This is a genomic window from Fusibacter sp. QWL-12, from assembly GCF_058683495.1.
Genome location: NZ_CM178745.1, coordinates 400,298 through 412,580, shown reverse-complemented (window position 1 = coordinate 412,580; position 12,283 = coordinate 400,298). Strand labels below are relative to the sequence as shown.

The window sequence follows — 12,283 nt, the reverse complement described above, 5'->3', positions numbered from 1 at the left end:
ACAATGTCTTTTAATATGGAGGTAAGAATGGATTTAAAAGCTAAAATTCGCGTAATCGAAGGCTTTCCAAAAGAGGGAATTAGTTTTAAGGATGTGACGACATTACTCAGTGATGGGGATGCTTATCATCAAGCAATTGAAGCATGCTTAAATTTATTAGAAGGTACTGAGTTTGATGTTGTAGTTGGTCCAGAGGCGAGAGGTTTCTTAATTGGTGCACCACTTGCAGTGTTGGCTAAAAAAGGGTTTGTACCAGTGCGTAAACCAGGGAAATTGCCATCTGAGACGATTAAACATGAGTATTCTTTAGAGTATGGTACAGATGTACTTGAAATGCACAAAGATGCCATAAAACCTGGCGACCGCGTTTTAATTGCTGACGATTTACTTGCTACTGGCGGTACTGCTAAAGCAGTTTGTGAGTTAATTGAAAAATTAGGTGGTACAGTAGTAGGTTTAACCTTCTTAATGGAGCTCGACTTCTTAGATGGTAGAAAAGTGCTCGATGGTTATAAAGTGTTTAGCGCGATCAACTACGAGTCATAAAAAATGGTTGTAAATAACTAAATAAATCTGTAAAATATATATAAAATAGTTCGTTCAACTGGCTTGAACGGACTATTCTTAATAATTGACCGGCTTTTTTGTACTTAAATTGATACTTAAGATGGTGTGAGGATGAATCTAGAAGGATATTTAATTAAGGTTAAAGGGTTTGCGCCTTATCTTGACCTAGAGAGAATTGCAAAGGCATATGAGTTTGGCGACAAAGCGCACACAGGACAGTTGAGGAAAGACGGAACGCCTTTTTTTAACCATCCAACCAGTGTTTCTTTAATCTTAGCTGAACTTGAAATGGATGAAGAGACAATCATCGCGGCGTTACTTCACGATACAGTAGAGGATACTTCTGTGACCCTTGAAGATGTTCAAAAACAATTCGGGAAAGAAGTTGCTTTGCTTGTAGATGGCGTTACAAAACTCGCGATTATTAACTATGAAACAAAACAAGAGCAGCAGGTTGAAAATCTAAGAAAGATGTTTTTAGCGATGTCCAGTGATATTAGGGTTATCCTGATTAAGCTCGCCGATCGTCTTCATAACATTAGAACCTTGGGTGCTATGACACCTGAAAAGCAGCGAGAAAAAGCTGAGGAAACCATAGAAATATTTGCCCCTATCGCACACCGCCTTGGTATATTCAGAATCAAATGGGAGTTAGAAGATCTAAGTCTCAAGTATCTTGATCCTGAAGGGTACAAGGATCTTGTTCGTAAGGTTGATAAAAAGCGAACAGAGAGAGAGTCAATTATTAATGACTATATTCATCAAATTGAGCAAGCACTAACTGAGCTAGGCTTAGATTTTGAGATATATGGTAGACCAAAGAATTTCTATAGTATTTATAAGAAAATGAAATTCCAACATAAAGAGTTTGATGAAATATACGATTTAACTGCAATTCGTGTGGTTTGTAGCGATATTAAGGATTGCTATAGTGCACTTGGTGCTGTGCATACCCTATGGAAACCGATACCAGGTAGATTTAAAGATTATATTGCAATGCCTAAAGCCAATCTCTATCAGTCGCTTCATACGACGTTAATGGGGAATGGCGAACCTTTTGAAATTCAGATTAGAACGCGTGAAATGCATGAAATTGCTGAATACGGTATCGCCGCTCACTGGAAATACAAAGAGGGAAACCAGACGTCCAACAATGAAATGGAAAAGAAAATTTCATCTTTTAGACAGATGATGGAATGGCAAAGTGATTTGAAAGATCCAAGTGAGTTTATGAATTCACTAAAACTGGATTTGTTTAATACTGAGGTTTTTGTGTTTACGCCTAACGGTCAGGTTGTCGATTTACCTGTTGGAAGTACACCAGTTGACTTTGCTTACAAAATCCACTCAGAGGTTGGTAATAAGTGTATAGGCGCTAAGGTTAATGGAAGAATAGTGCCACTTAACTATCAACTGCAAAACGGACAAAGAATTGAGATTATGACCACAAAGACCGCTCAAGGTCCTTCGAGAGATTGGTTAAAATTTGTTAAGAGTACGCAAGCAAAACAAAAAATTAAGCAATGGTTCAAGAAAGAACGCAGAGACGAAAACGTAGAAAAGGGTCAGGAGATTATAATCGCTGAACTAAAACGTCAGAATTTACCTGTAAAAGTCGTTTTAAATGAAGACTATTTAGAGGCAATTTTAAAACGTCTCAGTCTAAAGTCTATAGAAGATATGTACAATGCGATTGGCTATGGCGGTATCTTAACCAGTCAAGTTGTACCTAAAATAAAAGAAAAGTTTTTCAAAGAGCAAAAAGAAGAGCTTGCAAAACAGAAGACTGAGGTTGAAAAGTTTGAAGATCTTCCAAACAAGAAAAAACCAATAAAGAAAAGCGATACAGGTGTTGTTGTAAAAGGAATTGATGATATCCTAGTTCGATTTGCTAAATGCTGTACACCTGTACCGGGTGATAGCATCATTGGCTATATCACAAGAGGTCGAGGGGTCACAATTCATAGAAGTGACTGTGAGAATTTTGAAAAGACCGATGAAAGTAAAAATCGCTTTATCGAAGTATCGTGGGCAGACAGTGCAAATACGTCCTATTCTGCTAGCGTACAAGTGGTTTCTTTAGATAGGAAAGGCTTACTTTCTGAAATTACGATGATGATGCACGAGCTCGATATGACCATGTCGGGGATCAATGCAAAAATCGATAAAAATGGTATTGCTATCGTTAATATTACGATTGAAATTTCAGATATTGAAGAACTGAATAAGTTGATGAAAAAGCTCAAGAATTTAGAAGATATGATAGAAGTCAAGAGGATTAGTTCTTAGGAGGCGAAATGAGAGCAGTCGTACAACGCGTTAATTTTTCCTCAGTTGTTGTAGAAGGCGAAACAGTGGGAGAGATAACGAAAGGATTGAATGTGCTTTTAGGTGTTGAAGAAGGTGATACCGAAAAAGACGTTCAGTATATGGCAGATAAAATTGTCAATCTAAGAATCTTTGAAGATGAAGAAGAGAAAATGAATTTATCCTTGTTAGATGTGGGGGGTGAAATGCTTTGTATTTCACAATTTACACTACTAGGTGACTGTAGAAAAGGTAGAAGACCAAACTTTATGAGTGCTGCAAAGCCCGATATTGCAAACACACTTTACGAACAGTTTTGTGATACCGTCGTGGGTTTGGGTATTAATGTTCAAAAAGGAAAGTTTCAAGCACATATGGTTGTAGACATTCAAAATGATGGGCCTGTAACGGTCTTAGTCGATAGTAAAAAGTGCTTTTAACTTTTGGAGGGTCAAATGATTTTAGAAAAAATAGCTGTGGGCGCTTATGCCGCAAATTGCTTTATTGTCGGTGATGAAGAAACACGCATCGGTATGGTTATCGATCCGGGTGGTGAAGCTGAAAGAATTTATAAAAAGATTGAAGATTTAGGTTTGAACATTGCTTATATTGTTTTAACACATGCACACGGTGATCATATCGGTGGTGTTGAAAAACTTAAAAAGTTAACCGGCGCACCAGTTTTACTTCACCATGATGAAGAGGAAATGCTAAAGACGCCTAGTCTCAACTTAACACAATCAATGAATGGTCCTACGGTTGCACTTAATGCTGATCGCACCATTGGTGAAGGAGAAGTCCTTTCATTGGGTGGATTAAGATGTAAAGTGATTCATACACCTGGACATACGACTGGTGGCATCTGCCTTTATTTTGATAAAGAAAAAGTATTATTTAGTGGCGACACATTATTCTATGGTTCAATTGGGAGAACGGATTTGCCTGGCGGTAGTCATAAGCAATTGATTCAAGGCATTTTAAATAAACTGATGATTTTAGAAGATCAAGTAGCGGTTTATCCTGGGCATGGTGCTAGTTCTTCTATTGGATTTGAAAGAAAACGCAATCCATTTCTACAAGGTTAAGATATGCAAGTTCAGTTGGTAGTTTTTAAAAATAAAAATGAAATTCACTTTGAGGTAGATGCTTTAATTGAGATTTTTCTCCCTGTTACTCAAATCAACTTTACGAACTCAAAAGAGGCTTTTGACAAGTTGGTTTCAAGTGGTGTAACTGGTGTGTTTCTCAATACGGATGAATCAACAGTGGAGATAAGTATGTTTGTGGATAAGGTTCTTGTAGAGAGGACCTTATTTGTGCGCTCTGAAACAGATCGTCATGAAATTAAACGGAATCTATATCATCTTTTAGAGAGACAGTTTAAGCCAACTTCTGACTGGGGCATTTTAGTTGGCATTCGACCCGTTAAAATCGTACATGAATTGTGGGATCAAGACTATGATGAGCAACGCATTAGAATGGTTTTATCAGAGGAGTATTTGGTTCAACCCAATAAAGTTGATTTAATGATTGAAGTTGCAAAAAGAGAAAGACCGCATCTGTATCCAAATCGAAAAGAATCGGTTTCACTCTATATTTGTATTCCGTTTTGTCCAACGCGATGTGTTTACTGTTCATTTCCATCGAATGACATGAAATTAAAGGGTAAATTACTTCCTAAATACCTCGAACTTTTGATCGAAGAAATTAGTTATGCGATAGATCAGGTCAAACTGGCAAACAAGGAAATAGACTGTATTTATATAGGTGGTGGCACACCTACAAGTCTCGATGCACCTCAATTAGAGACTTTGTTACAAAACATAGAAAGCCGACTAGACTTAAGTCAGGTTAAGGAATATACTGTAGAAGCGGGTCGACCAGATACCATTACTAAAGAAAAGTTGGAAATTATGAAGCAATACGGTGTCGATCGTATTTGTATTAATCCTCAGAGCTTTAACAATGAGACGTTGATTCAAATAGGCAGAAAGCATGATGATCAGATGATCGTTGAAGCCTTCAAAGTTGCTAGAAGTGTTGGGTTTAGAAGCATTAATATGGATTTGATTATGGGCTTACCAGGTGAGACCGTAGATGATGCAAAGCGAACAATCTCGAAGGTTATCAGTTTTAAACCTGAAAACGTAACCATTCATACTTTAGCGGTTAAGAAAGCATCAAAACTGATTGAATCACTAGAAGCATATGAGTTGGCTCACGACAAAGTTGTAAGCGAAATGCTTGCTATTTCAGATCAAGAACTTAGAAAAGTAGAGTTGACACCTTATTATATGTATCGCCAAAAGAAGATGATTGGTCATCTGGAAAATGTCGGCTATGCACTTGAAGGTTATGAGTCTTTATATAATATGAGAATAATGGAAGAGAAACATACGATTGTCGCTTGCGGGGCAGGAGCAGTATCAAAAATTTGTTTCCCTGATGAAAATCGTTTTGAAAGAGTTGCAAATTTCAAAGGGCTTGAAGATTATATGGATAGATTCGATGATATTTTAAAGAAAAAAGAGGCAATTATAAATCATAAATAATAGCGGAGGTAAATATGGGTGAAGCATTAAACGGATTAAAACGTTCGCATTATGCTGGCGATTTAAGAGAAACGCACATTGATCAAGAAGTGACGTTAATGGGTTGGGTTCAAAAGAGAAGAAATTTAGGGAGTTTAATCTTCGTCGATTTAAGAGATAGAACTGGGATTTGCCAAGTTGTATTTGATACAGCTGTTTCCGAAGCTGCTTTCGAAAAAGCAAATGCGATTCGTAATGAGTATGTTATAGCAATTACTGGTAAAGTAATGAAGCGACAATCTGTGAATCCTAATCTACCAACGGGCCAAATTGAGATTTTTGCTGAGGAACTTAAAATTCTTTGTGAATCAGAAGTACCACCAATTCATGTGGATGATAATGATGAAGCCAATGAAAGATTAAGACTTAAGTATCGTTATTTAGATTTAAGAAAACCTAAAATGCAAAATTATCTGTTTACAAGACATAGAATTGCTTCAGCAGCTAGAAGATTCTTTGACTCACATGGATTTGTCGACGTTGAAACACCTATGCTTACCAAACCAACACCTGAAGGTGCAAGGGATTACTTGGTACCTAGCCGTGTGAATCCTAATAAATTCTATGCTTTACCACAATCGCCGCAGTTATTTAAGCAACTGTTAATGGTATCTGGATTTGATAGATATTATCAAATTACAAAATGCTTTAGAGATGAAGATTTAAGAGCGGATCGTCAACCAGAATTTACTCAAATCGACGTTGAAATGTCATTTGTTGATGAAGAAGATGTAAGAGCGATTAATGAAGATTTATTAAAATATATTTTTAAAGAGGTAGCGGACGTTGATGTAACTTTACCACTTCAAAAGCTCACTTATCATGAAGCGATGACAAGATACGGCTCAGATAAGCCGGATGTTCGATTTGGTTTTGAGCTTACTCAATTAAATGACTTGTTTACGGATTCAGAATTTAAAGTGTTTGCAGATACGCTTGCATCAAATGGCGATATTAGGGGTATAAACATTAATGGGTATGCAGATCGTTATTCACGAAAAGATATCGGTAAGCTTGAAGACTTTATTAAAACATATGGTGCTAAAGGACTTGCTTGGATTAAATTTTCAGGTAATGAGATGCAATCTTCTATTAACAAGTTTTTAAATGAAGCTCAAGTAGCTGAAATTAAGGAAAGATTCAACGTTGGCGATAATGACTTAGTTTTAATTGTAGCAGATAAGCCAAGTGTTGTGTTTGATTCATTAGGTGCGCTTAGATGTGAGGTTGCAAAACAACTTGGCATTCTAGATCCAAAAGATTATAAGTTTTTATGGGTGACTGATTTCCCACTCTTCGAATATGATGAGGAAGAAAATCGATATGTTGCGAAACACCATCCATTTACTTCTCCTAAGGATGAAGATGTTGACAAACTTGAATCAGATCCTGCAAACTGTAGAGCAAAGGCTTATGACATCGTATTGAATGGTTATGAAATTGGTGGTGGTTCTATTAGAATTCACAATTCATCGGTTCAAGAAAGAATGTTTAAAGCGCTTGGATTCACAGAGGAAGAGGCAATTGAGAAATTTGGCTTCTTCATAGATGCTTTTAAATACGGTGCGCCACCACATGGTGGCATTGCATATGGACTTGATAGAGTCGTTATGCTGGTCACTGGAACTGATAATATTAGAGACGTTATTGCATTCCCTAAAACTCAGGATGCTAAATGTCTGCTTACAAATGCACCAAGCGTTGCCGAAGAAAAACAACTCGGTGAGTTGTATCTAGAATTAACGCCATATGAAAAAGGCAATGCTTAATCGGCGTTATTGAAAACAAGAGGTGATGAAATGGATAGAGCTGGTATCGTAATCAATCAAATGGGTGAATACTCAAGGGTGAAACTCGTCAGACATACGGCTTGCGGCAATTGCGGCGCTTGTCAGTTAGGCGATGATCAAAAAGATATAATGCTAATTGCCAAAAATGCTGTAAGCGCAAAAGAAGGTGACTTAGTAGAAGTATCTATGGAGACAGGTGGTGTCCTTAGTGCGGCATTTATTATGTATGTGATTCCGCTATTTGGTCTATTTGTAGGCTTGTTTGTTGGACAAGGTCTCTTTAAATCAAACGAAATCATGACCGCTGTCTTTGGCGTGTTTGTCATGGCTTTGACTTATTTGGTGATTAAACTCAACGATAAGCGATTTTTGAAGAATGATAAATATACCGCTAAAATTTTAAAAGTTTTACAATCTGAACATGAAGGCTTGGTACCATTAAGCTAATTAATGTGGAGGCGTTATGTCAGTTGATCGAGTGCTTCATCTAGCGAGTCGTAAAATTTTAGATTCAATAGAAGAAGGTGTTCATATCGTCGACAAAAAAGGTCGAACGATACTTTACAATAAGGCGATAGAGGAAATAGAGGGATTAAGCCATCAACAAGTTGTTGGTAAACATCTTCTAGATATTTTTCCAGACTGGACAAAAGAGAACAGCACATTGTTGACTGTTCTCTCTTCTGGTGTGCCCATCATTGACAGAGAACAAAGCTATTTGAATTTTAGAGGTAAAAACATTAAAACGGTTAACTCAACTTATCCGATCTTTGATGGTGATGAGCTTATCGGTGCTATTGAGATCGCAAAGAACATCACGACCGTCAATCACATGTCAGAGCAGATCATTGAGCTTCAACAGAAACTTTTGAAGCCAGTTAAAAAAGAAGCTGGTATCAAACAGTATCACTTTGAACAATTAATCGGTAAAACGGATCGATACCTTGAGGCGATTAAGATCGCAAAGAGAGCTTCGAAATCGAATTCTAGCGTGTTAATCTATGGTGACACAGGTACGGGAAAAGAGCTATTTGCGCAAAGTATCCACTATGCCAGCGAACGAAAGTCAAATCCCTTTATCGCTCAAAACTGTGCAGCTATTCCTGAGACCTTACTAGAAGGGTTATTATTTGGAACCGCTAAAGGCTCCTTCACAGGGGCAACCGATCGACCAGGGCTGTTTGAACAAGCAGATGGTGGGACTTTGTTTTTAGATGAAGTCAATAGCATGAGCTTGGCTTTACAAGCTAAAATCCTAAGAGTTTTACAGGAAAATTATGTGAGACGTGTTGGTGGCACAAAAGATGTACCAATAGATGTTCGCATCATAGCAGCGACAAATGAAGAGCCTGATCTCTTGATTTCCGAAGGACAATTTCGTAAGGACCTTTACTATCGTCTAAATGTCATCAATATCAGAATTCCTAGCTTAAATGAAAGAGCGGAGGATATACCCCTTTTAGTTGACTATTTCATTCGCGAGTATAATGAACAGTTGGGAAAAGATGTTTGGATGGTTTCATCCGAATTACTTGAAGCTTTTAAGCGATACAATTGGGCTGGAAATATAAGGGAGTTAAAGAACTTTATTGAATCAGCGATGAATTTGATATCAGATGAACATGTTATTGGGAAAGAACACATGCCATCACATGTGGCTGAGGTGCTTTTGAAAAAAAGTCATTACATTCCTGAAACTGGACAACAAATAACAGACTTGAATGAACATTTGAAAATCATTGAAAGAGAGATTATCGTTTCGACACTTGTCAAATGTAAGCATAACGTTTCGAAGGCTGCAAAAGAGTTGAATTTGTCTAGACAGAATTTACAATATAAAATCAAGCAGTTTGATATTGTTTAAATGGATACAAAAGAAGGCGAAAGCCTTCTTTTTTGTTTTAAATAGATAAGGTTTTACAGAGTAATAATGGTCACTTTACATCCTGTTAACGTTGCTGTGCTATTTTTAAAATGTTAAGGAGAGTGTAGAAAGATGGATGACTTATTATTTAATGATATTATCGCTAATGAAAGAGTACTAAGCGTTTACCAGCCCATTGTCAACTTAAGAACGGGTGAAATTATCGGGTATGAAGCACTGTCAAGAGGCCCTGAAAAAACTGAGTTTTACTCGCCATTAAGACTCATTGAACATGCTCATGAAAAGGGGAAAATATGGGATTTAGAAATGCTATTTCGAAAAAAAGCATTGGAGAGAATTAGAGAGCTTGAATCTGAAAAACTCTTATTCGTTAATGTGGACCCAGAAGTAATTAAATCCCCAGATTATCGGACGGGCTTAACCAAAGAGTATCTTGAAGAAATCGGTGGTGAAGAAAGTCGGATTGTGTTTGAAATTACAGAAAGAACTGCTATTTTTGATTACAATGCCTTTCTTACCGTCTTAAATAATTACCGAAAACAGGGCTATCAGGTTGCTATTGACGATGTTGGTGCAGGGTATTCGGGTCTTAAAACCATCAATGAAATTAGACCTCACTTTATTAAGATTGATATGGATCTAATAAGAGGCATTGATAAGGATGCATTTAAACAATCCCTAATTAAAGCTTTCGTAGACACCTCATTAACGACAAATATTAAAATAATTGCTGAAGGCATTGAGACCAAAGAGGAGCTGAAAACACTTATTTTACTGGGTGTTCATGCAGGACAAGGCTATTATTTAAAAAAACCAGCACTGCGATTTGAACAAATTGATGAAGACGTCCTTACACGTATTAGAGATTACAATAAAATATCAAAAAACCTAAATGAATATTCTCATGAATATCATTACATTTCAAATTTAATAAATACACATGAAAGCCCAATTTATGAATCTATGACACCTTGTATCTCAGTCAAAAATCATTTGGATAAGACTGAGGCACGCAGTGCTTGCATCTGTGAAAATCAAAGGCCTGTAGGCATTGTGATGAAGCACAATATCGATGCAAGTATGTCGGGGAAATATGGCTTTTCCCTTTTCTCTAATAAACCAATCTCAAGGATTATGAATGCATCACCTCTTATAGTGGATTATTATTTGCCCATTAATGTCGTTGCTAAAAGTGCCATGGAACGCCCTGACGAACAACTCTTTGATGACTTAATTGTCACTAAAAGTGGCAAGTATTTTGGCACCGTATCTATGAAGAAAATCTTTGAGTATACACTGATGTATGAAAAGAACAATGCAAAAGAGCGCAATCCTTTGACTGGATTACCTGGCAATCCAGTTATAACAAGAGTTATGTCAGATGCAGTAACCTATAATAGTGGTTCATGTATCATTTACGTCGATATCAATGACTTTAAGGTTTATAATGATGTTTATGGCTTTGAAAAAGGCGACTTAATGATTAAATATTTGGCAGATATGATGAACGAAACGGTAAAAAGAAATTTTCCACATACGAGCTTTATCGGGCATGTAGGTGGAGATGATTTTGTAATTGTGGTTGAAGGTGAAGTCAATGAGTATTATTCAATTGCAATGGCAATCATTGAACAATTCGAGAAGGACAAATCTAGATTTTTTACCCAAGAGCATTATAAAAAAGGGAGTATCAAAGCGGAAGATCGTTTTGGTATCGTAAGAGACCTTTCGTTGACATCTATCGCTCTAGCGGGTTTATATGGCAATTTAAATTCATTTGAGCATTCAGAAGCGCTTAGTGAAGTTTTAGCAGGTCTTAAGAAAACCGCAAAAAAACAAGGCGGAAGTTACGCCTTGCTTGAACCTACTTCAGAATATTTTACGAGAAATAAAAAGATAAAAGAAACATATAATGATGAGATAAATACCTATGCCAATGATTATACGCTTATTACTGAGGGTTTGTTGCATCCTTAGTCTGCTTTCTTGAGTCTGAGTTGAGATTGTAAAGTACAACCGCAGCTATAATCAATGCAGCACCAATAAAGTGGTAGGTGTAAATGGATTCTCCTAAAAATAGAACTGCTAAAATAGTGGAGAGTATTGGTACACAATTGATAAATAATGAAGCCTTTGATGGACCGATTTCCTGAATGGCAAGTTGTTGGATTGAATAACCAATGACAGTTGGAAAGATTGCCATATAAATAACGGCTAAATAGGGCGATCCACCAACTAGATAGGCCTGAGTTTTAATAAAGTCATAAGTTGCAAAAGGGAATAATATTACTGCACAAAATAAAAATGAATAAGTAGTCAGCTTTAAAGGTCCCATGATTGGGACTATTTTTTTTACCAAAATACCATAAACTGCCCATAAAAATGTGCCACACAACATGATGAAATCACCTTTGTTGAAGTCTAGACTTAAAATTGAAAACAAGTTTCCTTTTGTTATGATATAAAGGACACCTGTAAGTGCCATTAGAAGAAGTAGCACTTTTTTTAGGGTTAATTTTTCGCCTGCAAAATAAGTGGCCAAGAGTGCCGTGATTAATGGATTGGTTGCATTAATCATGGAAGCATTAGAAGCAGTCGTGTATTTGAGTGCCGAGAAGAAGAACAAATGGTATCCAATCATACCGACGATTGCTGTGGCTAATACATATTTAAGCTCAGAAAGTTCTAACTGCCAGGATTGGCTTTGTTTAAACACAAGTATTGGAAAGAGAATAACCGCAGCTAATCCCATTCTAAGAAATGTAAGTAATACTGGACTCAAATCATAAACACCTAGTTTGGCAGCGATAAAAGCACCTGCCCAAAAGAAGGTGGCTAGAAACATCAGAAAATAGATTTTATAGGGTGATGATTGCTTCATTAATGCCTCCTTAAACTTAATGTTTCAATTATAACACTTTGCTTAAAGGGCGTGTTTAAAATTATCATGAAAATATTGCAAAATATTTTGCAATAAATCTAATGTGCAAAATATTTTGCATATAAAATAGCAAAAATATTTGCTATTTTTGGCCAATGATTGGATTATTCAGAAAATTTACAAAATAGTAATAGTCTAAATTTGAATTTAAGAATGGTAAAGCTTAGTCATTTGAAGGGTTATAAACTTTTTTGAACGGTTG

The 12,283-nt window shown here is 36.6% G+C and carries 10 protein-coding genes; 9 read left to right on the top strand and 1 reads right to left on the bottom strand.

Annotation, left to right across the window (positions count from 1 at the left end; translation table 11 throughout):
- The first annotated feature begins 27 nt into the window (after positions 1–27).
- From AC4PID_RS02440 to AC4PID_RS02400, 9 genes are all read left to right on the top strand, one after another.
- Complete coding sequence (locus AC4PID_RS02440) at positions 28–546, top strand: adenine phosphoribosyltransferase (protein ID WP_492134002.1); 519 nt, start codon at positions 28–30, stop codon at positions 544–546.
- Positions 547–678: 132 nt separating this feature from the next.
- Positions 679–2,856: a RelA/SpoT family protein gene (locus AC4PID_RS02435; RefSeq protein ID WP_492134001.1), complete on the top strand. Its 2,178-nt coding sequence runs from the start codon at positions 679–681 to the stop codon at positions 2,854–2,856.
- An 8-nt stretch (positions 2,857–2,864) separates the two neighbouring features.
- Positions 2,865–3,314, top strand: a complete 450-nt coding sequence (gene dtd, locus AC4PID_RS02430) for a D-aminoacyl-tRNA deacylase (RefSeq protein WP_492134000.1) — start codon at positions 2,865–2,867, stop codon at positions 3,312–3,314.
- Between the two features lie 15 nt (positions 3,315–3,329).
- The gene (locus AC4PID_RS02425) at positions 3,330–3,959 is read left to right on the top strand and encodes an MBL fold metallo-hydrolase (RefSeq protein ID WP_492133999.1); all 630 of its coding nucleotides are present in this window, start codon (positions 3,330–3,332) and stop codon (positions 3,957–3,959) included.
- Between the two features lie 3 nt (positions 3,960–3,962).
- On the top strand, positions 3,963–5,426 hold the full coding sequence (gene hemZ / locus AC4PID_RS02420) for a coproporphyrinogen dehydrogenase HemZ (protein WP_492133998.1): 1,464 nt from the start codon (positions 3,963–3,965) through the stop codon (positions 5,424–5,426).
- A gap of 14 nt (positions 5,427–5,440) precedes the next feature.
- A complete protein-coding gene (aspS, locus tag AC4PID_RS02415; protein ID WP_492133997.1) occupies positions 5,441–7,234 on the top strand; it encodes an aspartate--tRNA ligase in 1,794 nt (597 codons plus the stop codon).
- Positions 7,235–7,264: 30 nt separating this feature from the next.
- Positions 7,265–7,702, top strand: a complete 438-nt coding sequence (locus tag AC4PID_RS02410) for a SoxR reducing system RseC family protein (protein ID WP_492133996.1) — start codon at positions 7,265–7,267, stop codon at positions 7,700–7,702.
- Between the two features lie 16 nt (positions 7,703–7,718).
- A complete protein-coding gene (locus AC4PID_RS02405; RefSeq protein WP_492133995.1) occupies positions 7,719–9,119 on the top strand; it encodes a sigma-54 interaction domain-containing protein in 1,401 nt (466 codons plus the stop codon).
- A gap of 132 nt (positions 9,120–9,251) precedes the next feature.
- Positions 9,252–11,117, top strand: coding sequence for a GGDEF domain-containing protein (locus tag AC4PID_RS02400; protein WP_492133994.1), 1,866 nt, complete (start codon positions 9,252–9,254; stop codon positions 11,115–11,117).
- Here the strand turns inward: AC4PID_RS02400 and AC4PID_RS02395 are convergent.
- On the bottom strand, positions 11,092–12,021 hold the full coding sequence (locus tag AC4PID_RS02395; RefSeq protein ID WP_492133993.1) for a DMT family transporter: 930 nt from the start codon (positions 12,019–12,021) through the stop codon (positions 11,092–11,094). The two genes, AC4PID_RS02400 and AC4PID_RS02395, sit on opposite strands and share 26 nt — an antisense overlap.
- Positions 12,022–12,283 lie beyond the last annotated feature (262 nt).